This is a genomic window from Naumannella halotolerans (genome assembly GCF_004364645.1).
Classification (GTDB): Bacteria; Actinomycetota; Actinomycetes; order Propionibacteriales; family Propionibacteriaceae; genus Naumannella; species Naumannella halotolerans.
Genome location: NZ_SOAW01000001.1, coordinates 735,266 through 753,745 on the forward strand (window position 1 = coordinate 735,266; position 18,480 = coordinate 753,745).

The 18,480-nt window shown below is 67.2% G+C and carries 15 protein-coding genes; 9 read left to right on the forward strand and 6 right to left on the reverse strand.

Features of this window, described 5'->3' with window-relative positions:
• Positions 1 to 26 precede the first annotated feature (26 nt).
• A complete protein-coding gene (locus CLV29_RS03485; RefSeq protein ID WP_133753662.1) occupies positions 27 to 1,574 on the reverse strand; it encodes an amino acid permease in 1,548 nt (515 codons plus the stop codon).
• A 189-nt stretch (positions 1,575 to 1,763) separates the two neighbouring features.
• Here CLV29_RS03485 and CLV29_RS03490 point away from each other — a divergent pair, with 189 nt between their 5' ends.
• The 4 genes from CLV29_RS03490 to CLV29_RS03505 are packed head-to-tail and all read left to right on the forward strand — an operon-like array spanning position 1,764 to position 6,097.
• Positions 1,764 to 3,080 (forward strand): glutamine synthetase family protein, encoded by a 1,317-nt coding sequence (locus CLV29_RS03490; RefSeq protein ID WP_279586448.1) that lies wholly within the window; start codon positions 1,764 to 1,766, stop codon positions 3,078 to 3,080.
• 3 nt (positions 3,081 to 3,083) lie between these two features.
• Positions 3,084 to 3,857: a gamma-glutamyl-gamma-aminobutyrate hydrolase family protein gene (locus CLV29_RS03495; RefSeq protein ID WP_243831699.1), complete on the forward strand. Its 774-nt coding sequence runs from the start codon at positions 3,084 to 3,086 to the stop codon at positions 3,855 to 3,857.
• A 31-nt stretch (positions 3,858 to 3,888) separates the two neighbouring features.
• A complete protein-coding gene (locus tag CLV29_RS03500; RefSeq protein ID WP_133753664.1) occupies positions 3,889 to 5,250 on the forward strand; it encodes an aldehyde dehydrogenase family protein in 1,362 nt (453 codons plus the stop codon).
• 43 nt (positions 5,251 to 5,293) lie between these two features.
• The gene (locus CLV29_RS03505) at positions 5,294 to 6,097 is read left to right on the forward strand and encodes a 3-oxoacyl-ACP reductase (protein ID WP_243831700.1); all 804 of its coding nucleotides are present in this window, start codon (positions 5,294 to 5,296) and stop codon (positions 6,095 to 6,097) included.
• Positions 6,098 to 6,352: 255 nt separating this feature from the next.
• On the opposite strand, the gene CLV29_RS03510 is transcribed toward CLV29_RS03505, so the two are convergent.
• The 4 genes from CLV29_RS03510 to CLV29_RS03525 are packed head-to-tail and all read right to left on the reverse strand — an operon-like array spanning position 6,353 to position 10,714.
• Positions 6,353 to 7,552 carry a bifunctional 2-methylcitrate synthase/citrate synthase gene (locus CLV29_RS03510; protein ID WP_133753665.1) on the reverse strand — a complete coding sequence of 400 codons (1,200 nt, stop codon included), beginning with the start codon at positions 7,550 to 7,552 and terminating at the stop codon, positions 6,353 to 6,355.
• Between the two features lie 33 nt (positions 7,553 to 7,585).
• Positions 7,586 to 8,485, reverse strand: a complete 900-nt coding sequence (gene prpB, locus CLV29_RS03515) for a methylisocitrate lyase (protein WP_133753666.1) — start codon at positions 8,483 to 8,485, stop codon at positions 7,586 to 7,588.
• A gap of 34 nt (positions 8,486 to 8,519) precedes the next feature.
• A complete protein-coding gene (locus tag CLV29_RS03520) occupies positions 8,520 to 10,022 on the reverse strand; it encodes an MmgE/PrpD family protein (protein ID WP_243831701.1) in 1,503 nt (500 codons plus the stop codon).
• Positions 10,023 to 10,042: 20 nt separating this feature from the next.
• Positions 10,043 to 10,714: a GntR family transcriptional regulator gene (locus CLV29_RS03525; RefSeq protein ID WP_133753668.1), complete on the reverse strand. Its 672-nt coding sequence runs from the start codon at positions 10,712 to 10,714 to the stop codon at positions 10,043 to 10,045.
• Between the two features lie 227 nt (positions 10,715 to 10,941).
• On the opposite strand from CLV29_RS03525, the gene CLV29_RS03530 reads away from it, so the two are divergent.
• From CLV29_RS03530 to CLV29_RS03540, 3 genes are all read left to right on the forward strand, one after another.
• On the forward strand, positions 10,942 to 11,871 hold the full coding sequence (locus CLV29_RS03530) for an NAD kinase (RefSeq protein WP_133753669.1): 930 nt from the start codon (positions 10,942 to 10,944) through the stop codon (positions 11,869 to 11,871).
• Entirely contained in the window at positions 11,871 to 13,565 is a 1,695-nt protein-coding gene (recN, locus tag CLV29_RS03535) for a DNA repair protein RecN (protein ID WP_133753670.1), read from the forward strand. Before CLV29_RS03530 ends, recN begins: the two co-directional genes overlap by 1 nt.
• Positions 13,566 to 13,693: 128 nt before the next feature.
• On the forward strand, positions 13,694 to 14,383 hold the full coding sequence (locus CLV29_RS03540) for an alpha/beta fold hydrolase (protein ID WP_133753671.1): 690 nt from the start codon (positions 13,694 to 13,696) through the stop codon (positions 14,381 to 14,383).
• A 122-nt stretch (positions 14,384 to 14,505) separates the two neighbouring features.
• Here CLV29_RS03540 and CLV29_RS03545 read toward each other — a convergent pair whose 3' ends face one another.
• Entirely contained in the window at positions 14,506 to 15,909 is a 1,404-nt protein-coding gene (locus tag CLV29_RS03545) for a peptidoglycan recognition protein family protein (protein ID WP_133755000.1), read from the reverse strand.
• Positions 15,910 to 16,100: 191 nt separating this feature from the next.
• Between CLV29_RS03545 and CLV29_RS03550 the strand changes: the two genes are divergently transcribed.
• Together CLV29_RS03550 and CLV29_RS03555 are read left to right on the forward strand one after the other, a co-directional pair.
• Complete coding sequence (locus CLV29_RS03550) at positions 16,101 to 17,807, forward strand: CTP synthase (protein ID WP_133753672.1); 1,707 nt, start codon at positions 16,101 to 16,103, stop codon at positions 17,805 to 17,807.
• Positions 17,800 to 18,468, forward strand: coding sequence for an NUDIX domain-containing protein (locus CLV29_RS03555; RefSeq protein ID WP_133753673.1), 669 nt, complete (start codon positions 17,800 to 17,802; stop codon positions 18,466 to 18,468). The genes CLV29_RS03550 and CLV29_RS03555 overlap by 8 nt, the downstream gene beginning before the upstream one ends.
• The last annotated feature ends 12 nt before the right edge of the window (positions 18,469 to 18,480 follow it).

Consider the following 18,480-nt stretch of genomic DNA (forward strand, 5'->3'; position numbering starts at 1 on the left):
GGACGGTGGCTGCTCACGGGCGGAGGTCAGGTCCGCGGTTCGTCCTGTTCGGCGATCTGCTGCTCCAGGTCGCTCAGTTCCCCCTCCTGCATGTCGTCGGGGTCACCGCGGAGTCCGCCGCTGTTGGCGTACTCCTCCTCCGGCGACAGGACCAGCCGATGGCGCCCGTAGACGGCGAACACGGCGAAGATCAACACATAGATCACGATGATCGCGATGATCGCCGGGCGGAACGTCTCGTTCAGCAGGAACCCGACGAAGACGAATGCGGCGATCACCGCTGCCGAGGCGGCACCGAACCGTCCCATCGGCGAACGGTACGGGCGCTTGGCGTCGGGGAACTTCTTGCGCAGCAGCAGGAACGAGACCATCTGCATGAAGTAGGCCAGCACCGCACCCCAGACCGCGATGTTCAACACGATCGCACCGGCCGGGCTGGAGTCACCACCGCTGGCCTGCACGATCACCAGCGCCAGGAAACCGATCACCGCTCCGACCAGCAGCGCCACCCACGGCGTCTGCCGCTTGCCGGTCAGGGACAGGAAGCGCGGGTAGTAACCGGCCCGCGACAGCGAGTACATGTTCCGGCCGTAGGCGAACATGATGCCCATCAGCGAGGCGAACAGGCCGACCAGTGCGAGCAGCGAGAAGACCGCCGCGGCCTGATCGCCGACGATCGCGGCGAATCCCTCCAACAACGGCTCGGTGGAGACACCGGTCGCCTCCGAACCGAGCACACCGGTGTTCAGGAAGAGCACGATCAGTCCGGTGACGATCAAGGTTCCGCGGGCCCACAGACCGGCCCGCGGGATGTCCTTGGTCGGGTTGCGCGACTCCTCGGCTGCCAGGGGGAGCTCCTCGATCCCAAGGAAGAACCACATTGCGAAGGGCAGGGCGAAGAGGATCGGGAAGACCCCGTGGGGCAGGAAGGACGAGCTGCCGACCGCCGCGGCATCGACCTCGATGTCCCACAGCGAGGCCCAGCTGAACGCGCCCGAGGCCAGCGCCATCACCCCGAAGACCACCAGGATGCCGATGGAGATCACCGAGACCACGATCGCGAAGGTGAAGGAGACATTCGCACCGGCCGCGTTCAAGGCGATGAAGACCGCGTACAACAGGGCCCACCACACCGGCGCGGGCAGACTCACCCCGAGCAGCGTGGAGGTGATGCCGTCGGCGTAACTGGCCGAGAAGTACACCACCACCGCGGTGGTCGCGACGTACTCCACGGTCTCGGCCAGGCCCGTCGCCAGGCCTCCCCAGGGACCCATCGCCGAGCGGGCGAAGGAGTACGCGCCACCGGTGTGCGGCATCGCCGCGGCCATCTCACCGATGGAGAAGGTCAGCCCGTAGTACATGACCACCAAGATCACGAAGGCGATCAACATCCCACCGAAGCCGGCGAAGTCGATGCCGAAGTTCCACCCCGAGAAATCCCCGGAGATGACGGCCGCCACGGCCAGCCCCCACAGTCCCCAGACCCCGGCGCTGCGCTTCAGCTGCCGGTTCTTGAAGTACTCGGTGTCCGCAGTGGTGTAGGTGACCCCTTGGGTACGCGACGACTCGGCCATGCTGCTCCTCACTCGGAACTGATCTGCCGCGGGTGGGAACCCGCTCAGAAGAGAATGCTCCTGAATGCCGGGGTGCACTACCGTTGTAACCGAATTGGTCCCGAACTGTGCGCTCGGCGACCACGGACCCGGGAGGTACGCATGGCTGATGGGCATGGGCTGTTGACGCCGGAGGATCTTGCCACGGCCGTGACTGAGCGCGAAGTCGACACGGTGGTTGTCGCCTTCGCCGATATGCAGGGTCGGCTGGTCGGCAAACGGGTCAGTGCGCGACTGTTCGTCGAGGAGGTTTCCGATCACGGTGCCGAGGCCTGCAACTACCTGCTGGCCGTCGACGTCGACATGAACACCGTCGACGGGTATGCCCTGTCCAGTTGGGAATCCGGGTATGGCGACATGGTCCTGCGACCCGACCTGTCGACCCTGCGCCGACTCCCGTGGCAGCCGGGCGCAGCGTTGGTGATGGCCGATCTGGAGTTCGTCGACGGGGGAGCGGTCGGACCGAGCCCACGGGCGATCCTGAAGCGCCAACTCGATCGGCTGGCCGAGCGGGGATTGACCGCCCATGTCGGGACCGAGTTGGAGTTCCTGGTCTTCGACGAGACCTATCGCGACGCCTGGGCCAAGGGTTACCGGGAGCTGCGGTACGCGACCGACTACAACGTCGACTACGACCTGCTCGCCTCCGGTCGACTGGAGCCGTTGTTGCGCGACATCCGCAACGGCATGGACGCAGCCGGGATGTACTGCGAGGGCGTGAAGGGCGAGTGCAACTTCGGCCAGCAGGAGATCGGCTTCCGTTTCGACGAGGCCTTGATCACCTGTGACAACCACAGCATCTACAAGAACGGTGCAAAGACGATCGCCGATGCCCATGGCAAGGCCCTGACCTTCATGGCCAAGTACAACGAGCGGGAGGGCAACTCCTGCCACATCCACCTGTCGGTCCGGGGTGTCGAGGGGGAACCGGTGATGGCCGGTGATCAGCCCCATGGCTTCTCCCCGCTGATGCAGCACTGGATCGGCGGGCTGCTGGGCAGTATGCGGGAACTGACGCTGTTCAGCGCCCCGAACATCAACTCCTACAAGCGATACGTCGACGGCAGCTTCGCTCCGACCGCCATCGCCTGGGGTGTCGACAACCGCACCTGTGCCCTGCGGGTGGTCGGTCACGGGCCGTCCCTGCGGGTGGAGAACCGGGTCCCGGGAGGTGACGTCAACCCGTACCTCGCGACCGCCGCGATCATCGCCGGCGGGCTGTACGGCATCGACCACGAATCCGAGCTGCCGGAGCTGACCAGCGGCAATGCCTATCACTCCGATGCACCCCGGGTGCCGACCACGCTGAGCGAAGCGGCGCAGCTGTTCGCGAACTCGGTGATCGCCCGCGAGGCCTTCGGCGACGAGGTGGTCGATCACTACCTCAACTACGCCGCCGTGGAGATCAGGGCATTCGAGTCCGCAGTCACCGACTGGGAGAAGTTCCGCGGATTCGAGAGGTTGTGAGCGGTGACCGACTCCATCCGGGGTGACCGCCCAGCACCGCTGATCGGCCTGACCACCTACCTCGAACAGTCCCAGACCGGTGTGTGGGATGTCCGCGCCTCGTTCCTGCCGAAGGTCTACCTCGACGGCGTCACCGACGCCGGAGGGGTGGCGATGCTCCTGGCACCGCAGCCGGTGGATGCCATGATCGCCCGTCGGGTCGTCTCCGCGCTCGATGCGCTGATCCTCACCGGCGGCCGCGATGTCGACCCTGCCCGCTACGGGCAGGAGCGATTGGCGACGACCGATCAGCCGCGGTTGGACCGCGATGCCTGGGAGGCCGCGCTGCTGGAGGCGGCGATCGACATCGATCTTCCCGTGCTCGGGATCTGTCGCGGTCTGCAGATGATCAACGTCTGCCTCGGAGGTACCCTGCACCAGCACCTGCCGGAGGTCATCGGTGGTGATCACTACAGCGGTGGTCAGGGTACGTTCACCGTCAACCCGGTCCGGGTGGAACAGGGCACGCGGCTGTCGGAGGTACTGGCCGATGTCGACGCCATCTCGGTGATGAGCCATCACCACCAGGCCGTCGACATGGTGGCCGACGGCCTGGTGGTCAGTGCGCGTGGGGAGGACGGGGTGATCCAGGGACTGGACCTGCCACAACTGAGCTACGGTCTGGCCGTGCAATGGCATCCGGAGGAGACGATCGAGGACCGCCGCCTCTTCCGCAGCATCGTCGAAGCGGCCGAACGCCGGATGGCCCGCCGGGCCGCGAGCGGGGATCGCGCGTGAACGGCCACGTACCCGGCCGAGAAGGAGAGTCATGAGCAGCATCACCTTGATCAATCCCGCCGACGAATCGGTGATCACCGAACTCTCGTTCAGCACCGTCGCCGACGTCGACGCTGCGGTGGAGCGTGCCCTGGGCGCCCAGCGGGTATGGGCCGAACTGGCTCCGTCGGACCGGGCCAAGGCATTGCGTACCTTCGCCGAGGCGGTCGACAACCACACCGAGGAACTGGCCCAGCTGGAGGTGCGCAACTCCGGGCACCCGATCGGCAACGCCCGCTGGGAGGCCGGCCACGTCCGCGACGTCCTGCACTACTACGCCGCGGTGCCCGAACGGCTGATCGGCAAGCAGATCCCGGTGGCCGGTGGCCTCGACGTCACCTTGTTGGAGCCCTTCGGCGTGGTCGGGGTGATCGTCCCCTGGAACTTCCCGATGACCATCGCCACCTGGGGCTTCGCGCCGGCCCTGGCCGCCGGCAATGCGGTGGTGCTGAAACCTGCGGAGTGGACCCCGCTGACAGCACTGCGGCTGGCCGAACTCGGGCTGCAGGCAGGACTGCCGGAGGGGCTGTTCCAGGTGCTTCCGGGGGAGGGATCGGTCGTCGGTTCCCGACTGGTCGAACATCCCGCGGTACGCAAGATCGTCTTCACCGGATCCACCGTCACCGGGGAGAAGGTGATGGCCGGGGCGGCCAGGCAGATCAAGCCGGTGACACTCGAACTCGGTGGAAAGAGTGCCAACATCGTCTTCGCCGATGCCGACCTCGAAGCGGCGGCGGCCGCCGCACCGGGAGGTGTCTTCGACAACACCGGTCAGGACTGTTGCGCCCGCAGCCGGCTGCTGGTGCAGAACTCGGTGCTCGACCGGTTCCTGGAACTGCTCGAGCCTGCGGTGAAGTCCTTCCGGGTGGGGGATCCCCACGACGAGGCGACCGAGATGGGTCCGCTGGTGTCGAAGCCGCATCTGGAGCGAGTACGGGCGATGTTGGCCGATCCCGGTCGCGTCGCCTTCCGCGGGCAGGAGCCGCAGGGACCCGGCTACTGGTTCGCCCCGACCGTGCTCCTGCCCAGCTCGCCGGCCGATCGACTCTCCCGGGAGGAGATCTTCGGCCCCGTCGTCTCCGTGATCGGATTCGATGACGAGGCCGACGCGATCCGATTGGCCAATGACTCCGACTACGGTCTGGCCGGATCCATCTGGACCCGTGATCTCGGTCGGGGACTGCGCCTGGCGAAGTCCGTGCAGGCGGGCAACCTGTCGGTGAACTCCAACTCCGCGGTCCGTTACGCGACGCCCTTCGGCGGGTTCAAGCACAGCGGTATCGGCCGCGAGCTCGGGCCGGACGCCGCACTGGCCTTCACCGAGACCAAGAACGTCTTCTTCGCCTCCACCTGAGCGGCGACTCACCGCCCGAACGAACTGATCAAGGAGAACAGCAGTGTCCGAATCCGCCCGTCCAGGACCCTCGATCGACCTCACCCAGCGTCTGGCCGGGAAGGTCGCGGTGATCACCGGCGGTGCCAGTGGCATCGGCTTGGCCACCGCCCGACGCCTGGCCGCCGAAGGAGCCAAGGTGGTGATCGGCGACCTGTCGGTCGAGGCCGGTGAGCGCGCCGCCGCGGAGGTCGGCGGCGCCTTCGTCGTCGTCGACGTCACCAACCAGGCACAGGTCGATCATCTCTTCGACAGCACCGCGGAGCTCTTCGGCTCGGTGGACATCGCGTTCAACAACGCAGGCATCTCACCCGACGACGACGATTCGATCGAGACCACCGAGTTGCCTGCCTGGGAGAAGGTGCAGGACGTCAACCTGAAGAGCGTCTATCTGTGTTGTCGAGCCGCTCTGCGGCACATGACCCAACAGGGGTCAGGGTCGATCATCAACACCGCCTCCTTCGTTGCGCTACTGGGATCTGCCACCTCGCAGATCTCCTACACCGCCTCCAAGGGTGGGGTGTTGGCGATGAGTCGGGAGCTCGGCGTGCAGTTCGCCCGGCAGGGCATCCGGGTGAACGCGCTGTGCCCGGGACCGGTGGACACCCCGTTGCTGCGGGAGCTGTTCGCCGCCGACCCCGAGCGGGCACAACGGCGGCTGATCCACGTACCGATCGGCCGGTTCGCCCAGCCCGAGGAACTGGCGGCAGCCGTGGCCTTCCTGGCCAGCGACGACGCCTCCTTCGTCACCGCCTCCAGTTTCGTGGTCGACGGCGGCATCTCCGGCGCCTACGTGACACCGCTCTGAGGGACTCGCCGGCCAGCCAGCAGCCGGTCGCGTCTGGAACACGTGCGCCGAGTCCGGTGAGCCGTGAGAGAACCGTCCGTGGGAGGTCGTAGGACCGTCGTCCCTTGAATCTGTTCCGCAGGATTCGCACTCAAGATTCTCTTTGAGCTGCGTTTCCTGCGGAACGGATGCAGGCGGGATCGCTGTGAAAATGCCCGGACAGACATGACCTCGGTCGAGGACCGGGGTCATGTCTGTCCGAATCGGGCCTTCCGATCAGGCGCTCTCCTCCGGGCGTTCGAGTGCTTCCTTCTCGGTCTCGGTGGCGACATAACCTTCGATGTGTCGCTCATCCGGGCCGTTGTAGGCCGACAGCGGACGGATCAGCGCATTCGAGGCCGCCTGCTCCAGCACGTGGGCGCTCCAGCCGGTCACCCGGGAGGCGACGAACAGCGGGGTGAAGGTCAACGTGTCGAAACCGATCAGGTTGTAGGCCGGGCCCGAGGGGTAGTCCAGGTTCGGATAGATCCCCTTGCGCTCGACGAACTCGCTCTCCAGCGCGGTGTAGAGCTCCAGAACGTCCTGTCGGTCGTAGTGCTCGACCAGCGAGTCCAGCGCATCCTTCATCGTCGGTACGCGGGAGTCGCCGCGCTTGTAGACGCGGTGGCCGAAGCCCATGATCTTGCGCTTCTCCGCCAGCGCCTTGTCCAACCACGGCTTCACGTTCTCGGCGCTGCCGATCTCGTCGAAGACGTGCAGCACGGCCTCGTTCGCCCCGCCGTGCAACGGGCCCTTCAAGGCGCCGATGGCGGCGGTGATCGCCGAGTACAGGTCGCTCATGGTGGAGGTGACCACGCGGGCGGTGAAGGTGGAGGCGTTGAAGGAGTGCTCGGCATACAGGATCATCGAACGGTTGAAGGCATCGACCACCAGCGGATCGGCCTCCTCGCCGAAGGTCATCCACAAGAAGTTCGCCGCATAGTCAAGATCATCACGCGGCTCGACGACCTCCTCACCGCGACGCCGACGCTGGCCGTAGGCGACGATCGCCGGCAGTGCGGCATAGAGCCGGATGCTGCGGGCCAGATTGTCCTCGGCCGTACCACCGGCTTCCATCACCGACTTGGCGCCGCTGGTGTCGTTCGCACCGATGGCGCTCACCGCAGTGCGGACCTCGTCCATCGGGTGGGCGTCGGTCGGCAGCAGGTCGATCACGGCCTTCACGTTGTCGGCCAGAGGACGATTCTCCCGCTCCACCTTGCGCAACTCCGCCAGTTGCTCCGCGGTCGGCAGCTCGCCGTTCCAGAGCAGGTAGGCCACGGCCTCGAACGGCTGGGTGGCGGCCAGCTCCTGCACCGGGTAGCCGCGGTAGAGCAGGCTGTTGGTCTCCGGGTTCACCTTCGAGACCGCGGTGTAGTCGACGACGACACCGGCGAGTCCCTTCTTGATGTCCTCGGGCTTGATCTCATCTGACATGGTCGTGCTCCTTTGCGACGTGCGGGATCGGGATCACTTGGTGATCTGGAAGTTGAAGATCGAGGAGTCGAAGCTGTTGTACTCCTCGTAGTCGAGCAGGTCGTACAGATCGGCCCGGTGTTGCATGGCGCCCAACTGGCTGGTCAGGTTGCCCTCGGAGAGCAGGGTGTCCAGTGCCCGCTCGGTGGCCCCCATCGCCATCCGCAGGGTCGACACCGGCCAGATCACCATCCGTACCCCGACATCGCGGAGTTGATCGACGGTGAACAGCTCGCTCTTGCCGAACTCGGTCATGTTCGCCAGCACCGGTACGTCCAGCGCGGCGGCGAGCTGCTCGAACTCCGACAGGTCACGCATCGCCTCACCGAAGATGGCATCGGCGCCGGCGTCGACCAGGGCCTTGGATCGGTCGATCGCCGCGTCCAGACCTTCCAACGCCCGGATGTCGGTCCGGGCCATGATCAGGAAGTTGTCGTCGCGGCGGGCATCGGCGGCCGAACGGATCCGCTGGACCGCGGTGGAAGTCCCGACGACCTCCTTGCCGTCCAGGTGACCACAACGCTTCGGGTTCACCTGGTCCTCGATGTGACAACCGGCCAGACCGGCGTCCTCCAGGGTCTGCACGGTACGGGCGACATTCATCGCCTCACCGAAACCGGTGTCGGCGTCGACGATCGACGGCAGGTCGGTCACCCGGGCGATCTGCCCGGCGCGCTGGGCCACCTCGGTCAGCGTGGTCAACCCGATGTCGGGCAGACCCAGATCGGCCGACAGCACCGCGCCGGAGATGTAGACCCCGTCGAAGCCCTTGCGCTCGATCAGCTTCGCCGACAGCGGATTGAACGCACCGGGGAAGCACAGCAGCTCACCGGTGGCGAGTCGCTCACGGAACAGGCGGCGCTTCTCGTGGGCCGGTGTCTTCGCGTACAACATCAGCGCACTCCCTTCCTGGGTGATGACGGTTGCATCAGAACAAGCCCTTCGGGGCACTGACTGAGTCGAGCAGACCGGGCTTGGCGATGATCGTCAACTGCGCGACCTCTTCGGCGCTCAGCTCCGGCAGACGCTGCACCAACTCCAGGAAGCGATCGATCTCGGACTGTTCCAACATCGGCTCGGCGAGCAGCTTGAACTTGTTGATGTAGTTCTCCCGGACGAACGGGCGGGCGCCCAGCGGATGCGCATCGGCGACCGCGATCTCCTCGGTGATCGTGGAGCCGTCGGTGAGCTTGATCTCCACCCGGCCGCCGAAGGCCTTCTCGTCGGGATCCTCGGAGTGGTAGCGACGGGTCCACTCCGGGTCCTCGGCGGTGGTGATCTTGTTCCACAGCTCGACGGTGTCAGGACGTGCCGCCCGCTCGGGGGCGTAGGAGTCGACGTGGTGCCAGCCACCGTCCTGCAGGGCGACGGCGAAGATGTAGGGGATCGAGTGGTCCAGGGTCTCCCGCGAGGCCGACGGATCGTACTTCTGCGGATCACCGGAACCCGAACCGATCACATAGTGCGTGTGGTGACTGGTGTGCAGGACGATCGAATCGATCTTGCTCGGATCCTTCAGCTCCGGGTGCTCGTTGCCCAGCCGTCGGGCCAGATCGATCCAGGCCTGTGCCTGGTACTCCGCGGAGTGCTCCTTGGTGTAGGAGTCGAGGATCGCCCGCTTCGCCTCACCCGGTGCCGGCAGCGGCACCTCGTAGCGGCCCTCGGGTCCGTCGAGCAGCCAGGCGATCACGCCGTCCTCACCCTCGTAGATCGGCGACGGGCTGGTCTGCCCGCGCATGGCCCGGTCGACGGCCTCGACCGCCAGCTTGCCGGCGAAGGCCGGGGCGTGTGCCTTCCAGGTGGAGATCTCGCCCTTGCGGGACTGCCGGGTGGCGGTGGTGGTGTGCAGGGCCTGACCGACGGCCTGGTAGATCACCTCGGTGGGCAGACCCAGCATGGTGCCGATGCCGGCGGCGGCCGACGGGCCGAGGTGGGCGACATGGTCGATCTTGTGCTTGTGCAGGCTGATCGCGCGGACCAGATCCATCTGGATCTCGTACCCGGTGGCGATGCCGCGCAGCAGGGCGGCACCGTCGGAGCCGACGTGCTGGGCGACGGCGACGATCGGCGGGATGTTGTCACCGGGGTGGGAGTACTCGGCGGCCAGGAAGGTGTCGTGGTAGTCCAGCTCGCGGACCGCCACACCGTTGGCCCAGGCAGCCCACTCCGGGCTGGAACGGACATCGAGCTGGCAGCCGAAGGTGGTCGAGCCGTTGCCGTTGCGGGTGACCGGATGGTCGAGGGCCTGGGAGCGGGCGGAGACGATCGGTCCGCGCAGCAGCGAGGCGGCGGCGACCGAGGCATTGTCGATGATCCGGTTGATCACCATCTCGGTGACCTCGGGGTCGACCGGCACCGGATCGGTGGCGACCTCGGCGATCTTCCAAGCGAGCTGGTCCTCACGTGCGAGGTTCTCGTCGCTGCGGTACATGCGGACGGGATGGTTGATTGTCATCGATGACCTTCCGGGAGTGTGTCGAGGATACTTGTCAGGGCGTTGTGCAGATGGACATGGGTGGCATGGGCCGCCAGGTCGGAGTCACCGGCGGCGATCGCCGAGGCGATCAACCGGTGCTCGGTGACCGAGGCGGCCAGACGGTCGGGTTTGTCCCGGGCGAGCCGGCGTACCCGCACCAGGTGGGTACGGACTCCGCGCAGCGCCGAGGTGAGGAAGTCGTTGCCGACAGCAGCATCGATCGCCGCGTCGAAGCGGGCGATGCAGGAGTAGTAGACGTCGCGCCCAGCCTTCTCCGCCAGCCGCAGTCGCGCCGGGTCGAACTCCTCGGCCAGGGCTGCGAAGACCTCGGGGTCACCACGCCGAGCCGCCGCGCGGGCCGCAGCCTCCTCCAGGGCACGACGCAGTTCGAACAGCGAACGGATGTCCTCGGCGCCGATGGCCGAGACCACGGTCACCCGCGGGGACTGCTGGACCACCAGGCCATCGGCGACCAGGCGACGGATCGCCTCTCGCAGCGGGGTCCGGCTGACACCCAGTCGCGCGGCCTGTTCCACCTCGCCGAGCACGGCTCCGGGTGGGAGCGTCCCGGCCTGGATGTCGGACAGCAACGTCGCGTAGGCCCGGTCACTGGCCCGCGTCTGCGGTCGCTCGTCCAACGTTGACATCAGTCAATGTATACACTGCCGCGGAATCGATTGGCAATGCTTCCTTCCACCCCTGGTCAATGTGTACCTAAAGTGAAGCGGTGGTGTCGCTCAGCGGTCTCCGGGGTATCGCCTGTGGATGCCACGGCATCGATCGGCTGTCCGGTCGGCGGCCGGGTCGCCCGACGCGGCAGGTGTCTCGGCGCGGGCTGGGCAAGAGGCGGCGGACGGCCCCTAAGCTGGGAGCCGTGACTTCTGCCCAGCCGACATCCCCTCGCCGGGTGGCTCTGTTGACCCATGTCGGCCGACCGGAGGCGATCACCGCCGCACGACAGATCGCCGGCGACCTCGCCGCTGCCGGATTCGTACCGGTGATCCCCGAGGCCGATCTGCTGCGGATGGACGGTGCGCTGGCCGAGCTCGCGGTCGAGCCCTTGCCCGCCGATGCGAACTCGCTGGCCGGATGTGAACTGGCGATCGTCCTCGGCGGGGACGGCACCATCCTTCGCGCCGCCGAGTTGACCTTGGCCTCCGACACCCCCTTGCTGGGCGTGAACCTGGGCCATGTCGGCTTCCTCGCCGAGGCCGAGTCCTCGGAGATCGGCGCCATCTCCGAGGCTGTGATCGCCGGCAGCTGGCGGGTCGAGGAACGTTTCGTGATCGACGTGCGGGTCAGCGATTGCGAGGGTCTGCAGACCTGGTCCTCCTTCGCCATCAACGAGGTCTCGATCGAGAAGGAGGCCCGCGAACGGGTCCTGGAGGTGCTCGCCTCGATCGACGAACGGCCGATCTCCCGATGGGCCTGTGACGGTGTCCTGGTCGCCACCCCGACCGGGTCGACCGCCTACGCCTTCTCCGCCGGGGGGCCGGTGGTGTGGCCGGAGGTGGACGCCTTGTTGATGGTCCCGTTGAGTGCACATGCGTTGTTCTCCCGCCCGTTGGTGCTCGGTCCTTCCTCCCATGTCCAGATCGAGTTGTTGCCCACCCCGGTGGCCCATCAAGGTGTGGTCTGGTGTGACGGACGTCGTTCGACCACCCTGGCCGTGGGAAGTCGGGTTCGGGTGCAGAAGAGCGATCGCCGGTTGCGACTTGCCCGGTTGTCCAGTGCACCGTTCACCGACCGTCTGGTGCACAAGTTCGGACTGCAGGTCGACGGCTTCCGTGGGGGCCGCGCCTGATGATCACCGAGGTGCGGATCGCCAACCTGGGAGTGATCGCGGAGTCGGTGTTGGAACCCCACCGGGGACTGACGGTGCTGACCGGCGAGACCGGTGCGGGCAAGACCATGATCGTTTCCAGTCTCGGCATGTTGCTGGGGGAGCGGACCGACTCCGGTCGGGTACGTGGGGGTACCGATCGTGCCGTCGTCGAGGGACGTTTCGACCTCTCCGGTCTGTCGTCGGAACTGCTGCAGGCGGTGGCCGATGCAGGTGGTGAACCCGACGGCGACGAGTTGTTGATCAGCCGCCAGGTGAGTGCGGCCGGACGTTCGCGCGCCTTCGTGGGGGGATCCCAGACCAATCTGCAGACCCTGCAGCAGATCAGTTCCGAGCTGATCACCATCCATGGTCAGTCGGGTCAGATCGAGCTCGGCCGATCATCGCGGCAGCGTGAGATCCTCGACTCCTTCGCCGGCCCGGAGCTGCTGCAGCTGCGCACTCAATACCATGATCATTTCGTCGCTCATCGGGATGCCCTCGCCGAGCTCGCTCAGTTGCAGGCCGATGCCCAGGCCCGGGCGAGGGAAGCCGATCTGTTGCGGTTCGGGATCGCCGAGATCGACCAGGTCGCACCCGAACCCGGGGAGGATTCGGCGTTGCGGGCCGAGGCCGCCCGGTTGACCGACATCGATGATCTTCGGATCGCCGCCCAGCAGGCGACCCGGGCCCTGGCCGGCGACGACGAGGATCCCGGTGCCGGGGCACTCGCTGCACTGACCGCCGCCGACACCTCCTTGCGGCAGCTGGCCGGCTCCGATGCCGCCGCGGCCGAACTGGTGGATCGGATCTCCGAACTCCTCGTCGGGGCCCAGGACCTGACCGGGGAGGTGTCGCGCTATGCCGACTCGTTGTCGGCCGACCCACAACGTCTCGCCGCGGTGATGGACCGTACCGCCGCGCTCACCTCGTTGACGCGCAAGTACGGGGTGGACATCGACGCGGTGCTCGCCTGGCGTGCCGACTCGGCGCAGGCGCTGGAAGGACTCGACGGCAGCGAGGACCGGATCGCCGAACTGCAGGAGGTGATTGCGCAGACCGAACCGGTCGTCGACCGGCTCGCTGCCGATCTGACTGCCGCCCGGAGAGAAGCCGCCGAACGGATCGCCGGGCAGGTCGGTCCGGAACTGGCAGCGCTGGCCATGCCGCACGCGCAGCTGACCTTCTCCGTGACCCCCGCCGAACGCGGGCCCTGGGGTGCGGATCGGATCGAGTTGCTGCTGGCCGCGAACCCGGGGCAGGCTCCGCAACCGCTGGCCAAGGCTGCCTCCGGTGGTGAGCTCTCCCGGATCCGGCTGGCACTGGAGGCGGTGCTGACCGATGCCGGTATCGGAACCGGTGGAACGGTGGTCTTCGACGAGGTGGACGCCGGTGTCGGCGGTGCAGTCGGTCTGGAGATCGGCCGACGGCTGTCGGCGATGGCCGCGACCAGTCAGGTGATCGTGGTCACCCACCTCGCGCAGGTGGCTGCCTTCGCCGATCGGCACTTCGTGATCGCGAAGTCCTCTGACGGCCAGGTCACCACCAGCGGCCTGGTCGAGGTCACCGACGCCGAGCGGGAGGCCGAACTGGCCCGGATGATGGCTGGGCTCTCCGAGACCGGTACGGCTCGTGCGCACGCCCGGGAGCTGTTGGCAGAGGCCGGCCAGGGCTGAACCCGGATCGCTGCGGCAGGAAGGTGTCGGTGCCCCCGATTAGGTGTTGCGGGGCGGGCCGAGCGTCCCCGGTTCCTGCCGATCCCGACTCCGGAGCCCACAGGGGCGGAAGAGAAGTGGAACAAGCCGTGAACGATCTACCGCAGCCCGACCTGGTACTGATCCCCGGCCTCTGGCTGCCTGCAGAGATCTGGCAACCCGTGGTCACCGAACTGGCAGCCGTCGGTGTCGCCGCCCATCCGGTGGAACTGCCGGGACAGGGGGCGTCTCCGCCGGACGCGTTGCTCGATGATCAGTTGGCGGCTGTGCTGGAGGTCGTCGACGGCCTCGAGCGGCCGATCGTGGTCGGGCACTCCGCGGCATCCGGACTGGCCTGGCTGGTGGCCGACCGGCGACCGGACGCGATCACGGCCGTGGTGCTGATCGGGGGGTTCCCGCCATCCGACGGTGCCGTCTATGCCGACTTCATCGAACCGCGCGACGGTGTCGTCGGTTTCCCCGGCTGGGAGCCTTTCGAGGGCCCCGATGCCGACGACCTCGACCAACAGCAGCGTGCGCACATCGAGGAGCTGGCCGTACCGGTGTCGGCCGGGGTGACCAAGGCACCGGTGAGGCTGGGGGATCGGCGGCGCCATGACGTACCGGTCGTGCTGGTCTGCCCCGAGTTCTCGCCCGGTGAGGCACAGGCATGGATCGATGCCGGTGACCTGCCCGAACTCGCGGCGGCGAAGAACTTGCAACTCCTCGACCTTCGGTCCGGACACTGGCCGATGGTCTCCTGCCCGGCCGACCTGCTGCGCGGGATCGACCGGGCCTGAACGCTCCGATCAGGCCCATGTCGCCCGGACGCGCCCCGGGCCGGTCGGGCAGATCGACCGGACCCCGCCGTACAAGACCTCGTACCCGACGACATCGGTCGCTGGGGTCGGGTGATGCCTGCTCAGGAGTTGTACTTGACCGTCGCCTTGTTCGTCTTCGAGCTCCAGGTGATGGTGCCGCGCTCGAAGTTCGAGCGGGCGCCACCGCTGATCTTGTACTCGTCGGAGGTGGGGTACCCGAGCTTGGACTTGGCGCCGCCGAGATTGCGGTAGGCCGTGCGAATGGTCCCCTTGACCGCGTGGATCTTCCCGTTCTTGCCGTAGATGTCGGCCTTCGCGAACTCGGTGTAGGAGCCGTTGCCGTAGGTCTTCTGCTCCAGCCGGCGCGGTGAGCCGACCCAGCCGGATTCGCCACCGAGGCTCTGCCACTTCTGGTAGTTGCCGGTCTTCCAATCACCCATCTTCTTCGCCACCAGGTTCCGGAACTCCGGCATCCGCTTGTCCATGGCCGGGCCGGGGCAGTTGGTGTTCACCACATCACCGTGGGTGAAGATCGTGTTCACCCGCTTCCCGGCCAAGGTGACTTTGCCCTTCGGGTCGCGGTAGTTGCCGTCCAACTTCCAGGCGACGATGCTGGCGGCGGCGTCGAATGCCTTGGTCGTCGGGCCGCTGGTGGTGTGATCACACATCAGGGAGACACCGACGGTGTCGGCATTCCAGTCCCGGGCGTGCGCCCCGTGGACCGGCAGGTCGGTGCCCCCGGCGCGTCCCTCGTAGATCCGTCCGTAGCGGTCGACCAGGAAGTTGTAGGCGATGTCGCAGTACCCGCGGCTCTCGGTGTGGTAGGCGTAGATGCCCCGGACGATGCTTGCCGACTGCGCGGAGGAGTAGTTGTTCACCCCCGCGGTGTGGTGGATGACCGCGCCCCGAATGGTCGTTCCGTAGGGCTTGTCGCACTCCTCGCCGAGTTTCTCGTCGGCACCCCAGGACTTCCGGGAGATGATGCTCGGGCCCCGTGGAGTGGGGGCGCCGCCGGCGACGGTGCCGGCCGGCAACGACTTGTCCGCACTGGACGTGCCCGGGTCGATCAGGTCGACCGACAGGCCCTTGGGGGCCGAAGAACCCTTCAATCGCAATTCGATTCCGCTGGCCTCGGAGGTGAAGACCGGCTCCGAACCAGGTCGCTCCCCGGACTCACCCGTTGCGTGGTCGTCGTCGATCGGCACCTGTTCCCAGCCGGTCCAGGAGCCGTCGACCTTCACCCGGTAGTCCAGGGTGGGTGTCGGACCGCTGTCCCAGGTGACACCGAAGAGGCTGAACTCCTCGACATCGGGAGCCGACAGTGCCGGCTTGGCCGACCCTGCGGTGGTCCGGCCCGCGGCCTTGGTCGGTACGGTCAACCGCTCGATCTCCGGGGAGCCCCCGGCCGGTGCGGCCTTCGCCGGGGTGGCCGAGACCGCCTGCCAGCCGGACACCAGGAGGGCCGCGGTGGCGGTCAGAGCAAGCAGTCTGCTGGGGTTGGGCATGATCACTCCCGGGTTCGGCCGAAGTCGGCAACAACGTCGCGGCGGACTCCAACCAGCGGTGTCGGTTCTGTCAGCCGAACGGGGCCGAAGTCTGAAGGACGGCTCCACAGTTGCCTCGGAACCCGGGCCGATCACACTCGGTTCGGCGTGGTTTGCCCCAGTGTCGGTCAGGCCACGTAGGATGGAAGCCCGTGGGAGCCGCGCATCAGACCAAGCACATCTTCGTCACCGGAGGCGTCGCCTCCTCACTGGGCAAGGGCCTGACGGCATCGAGCCTCGGCCAGTTGCTGGCCGCCCGTGGAATGCGGGTGACCATGCAGAAGCTCGACCCGTACCTGAACGTCGATCCGGGCACGATGAACCCGTTCCAGCACGGCGAGGTGTTCGTCACCGAGGACGGTGCCGAGACCGACCTGGACATCGGCCACTACGAGCGGTTCCTCGATCGCAACCTGAACGCCGAGGCCAATGTCACCACCGGCAAGATCTACTCCCAGGTGATCGCCAAGGAGCGACGCGGGGATTACCTCGGTGACACCGTTCAGGTGATCCCGCACATCACCAACGAGATCAAGGACGAGATGCTCGGCATGGGCGGTCCGGAGGTCGACGTGGTGCTGCACGAGATCGGCGGCACCGTCGGCGACATCGAATCCCTGCCGTTCCTGGAGGCCGCCCGGCAGGTCCGCCGCGACGTCGGCCGGGAGAACTGCTTCTTCCTGCACGTCTCCCTGGTTCCCTACATCGGACCCAGTGGTGAGCTGAAGACCAAGCCGACCCAGCACTCGGTGGCCGCGCTGCGCCAGGTCGGCATCCAGCCCGATTCCCTGGTCGTGCGCTGCGACCGGGAAGTACCCGACAGCGTGAAGCGCAAGATCGCGCTGATGTGCGACGTCGACGAGGAGGCGGTCGCCACCGCGATCGACGCGCCCAGCATCTACGACATCCCGAAGGTGCTGCACGCGGAGGGACTCGACGCCTATGTCGTGCGCCGGCTCAACCTGCCGTTCCGGGACGTGAACTGGTCACGCTGGGACAACCTGCTCGATCGGGTGCACAAGCCCACCGACGAGGTGACGATCGCGCTGGTCGGCAAGTACATCGACCTGCCCGATGCCTATCTCTCGGTGGTCGAGGCGCTGCGTGCCGGTGGTTTCGCCAACTGGGCCAAGGTCAACGTCCGCTGGGTTCCCTCCGACGACTGCGCCACCCCCGACGGTGCCGCGCGCAACCTCGGTGATGTCGACGGTGTGGTGATCCCCGGTGGCTTCGGGATCCGTGGTGTCGAGGGCAAGATCGGCGCGATCCGCTACGCCCGGGAGAACCAGCTGCCGATCCTCGGCCTGTGCCTGGGACTGCAGACGATGGTGATGGAGGTCGCTCAGCACCTGGCCGGACTCGAGGGTGCGGCGTCCTCGGAGTTCGATCCCGGCACCCCGCATCCGGTGATCGCCACCATGGCCGAGCAGGTGGAGATCGTCGACGGCGCCGGTGACCTCGGCGGCACGATGCGGCTCGGCGCGTACCCTGCCGAACTGACCCGCGGATCCCTGGTCGCCGAAATGTACGGCCAGCACCGGGTGAGTGAGCGGCACCGGCACCGCTACGAGGTGAACAACCTCTACCGACCGCAGCTGGAGGAGGCCGGGCTGGTGATCAGCGGTACCTCACCGGATTCGACCCTGGTCGAGTTCATCGAGCTGCCACGGCAGGTGCACCCCTTCTTCGTTGCCACCCAGGCCCACCCGGAGCTGAAGTCCCGACCGACCGATCCGCATCCGCTGTTCGCCGGGCTGGTCCGGGCGGCGCTGCGGCACAAGGTGGCCGCGCGGTTGCCCGAGGATCCCGAGGCGACTGAACCGCAGGAGCCCGGACAGGAGGAGCGCAACGATGGCTGATCCGGAGAGCATCACCACGGTGGCTGCCGACGAACTGGGTGATCGGGCCGAAGACTGGCCAGTCGTGCACCGGGAGGTACGCCATGCTGGGCACGTCACCACCTATGTCACCGACACCGTGCAGGCGCCCGACGGCAGCACCCTGACCCGGGACTGGATCGAGCATCCCGGTGCCGTCGGTGTGATCGCGCTCGACTCCGACGAACGGGTGGTGCTGGTCCAGCAGTACCGGCATCCGGCCGGGTTCCGGCTCTTCGAGCCACCGGCAGGTCTGTTGGACGTGGCTGAGGAGGAGTGGCTGATCGGTGCCCAGCGCGAGCTGGCCGAGGAGGCCATGCTGGCTGCCGATCGCTGGGACGTGCTGGTCGACATGTTCACAAGTCCCGGTGCCAGCGGGGAGAACGTCCGGATCTACCTGGCAAGGGACCTGCGGCCGGTGGCCCGCCCCGACGGGTTCGAGCTGGAGGGCGAGGAGGCCGACATGAGCATCGTCCGTGCCCGTCTCGACGACCTGCTGGACGGGGTCTTCGCCGGACGGTTGCAGAATCCGCTGCTGGTCACCGGGTGTCTGGCGGCGGCCCAGGCCTTGCGTACCGGTCGGGAACTACGCCCCGCCGACTCGCCGTGGCCGGCCCGGGCGCCACGCCCCCGCACCCGCTGAGGCGGCGGCGGG